This is a genomic window from Neisseria sp. P0021.S006, assembly GCF_051956895.1.
The window spans coordinates 1-503 of sequence record NZ_JBQCWZ010001089.1; the positions used below are offsets into that span (position 1 = coordinate 1).

1 protein-coding gene and 1 pseudogene are annotated in these 503 nt (G+C 48.9%); both read right to left on the bottom strand.

The window, feature by feature from the left end; all coding sequences use genetic code 11:
- Window positions 1–99, bottom strand: a pseudogene (locus tag ACTHUM_RS18875) (lipopolysaccharide transport periplasmic protein LptA); the annotation flags it as partial.
- On the bottom strand, window positions 80–503 hold a 424-nt coding region (gene lptC / locus ACTHUM_RS18880; protein WP_440403809.1), incomplete at its 5' end, for an LPS export ABC transporter periplasmic protein LptC. The pseudogene ACTHUM_RS18875 and the gene lptC, both read right to left, overlap by 20 nt.

Consider the following 503-nt stretch of genomic DNA (forward strand, 5'->3'; position numbering starts at 1 on the left):
GATTTGAATCGGCTGCTTGCTGTCGCTTTGCAGGGCAAAGGCCGGGCTGGCGGCAAAAACGGCAACAAGGGCTAAGGTTTTACAAATTTTTTGTATCATAAATTGTGGCTTTCACTTTGGAAGGGAAATTCAGCAAACCGGTTTTGTGGTCATAAGTCATGCCGTTTGCCTGACCGCCGGACTGTCCGTATTGGAAAGTAACCGGGCTGTCGGTATGGGCGTATTGTGCTTCGGTATCGACATTCAAACGTTCGGTTTTGACGATGCCGGCCAAACGCTTGGCATCTGCTGCTTTGTTTAAGACAACATTTTGTTCAAAAACGACTTTTTTGTTTTGGATATTGTACACGGCCTTGTCGCTGCCGACTTCGTACAACAGGCTGCCGTCGCGGTAAAACGAAAGATGCGGTTTGTCCAAATGCACGTCCGCGCTATTGGGATATTGAACGGCATCGGCCGCGCTCAGGTCTTCTTTCAGACGGCCTTCTTGGTCAAAACGTTTG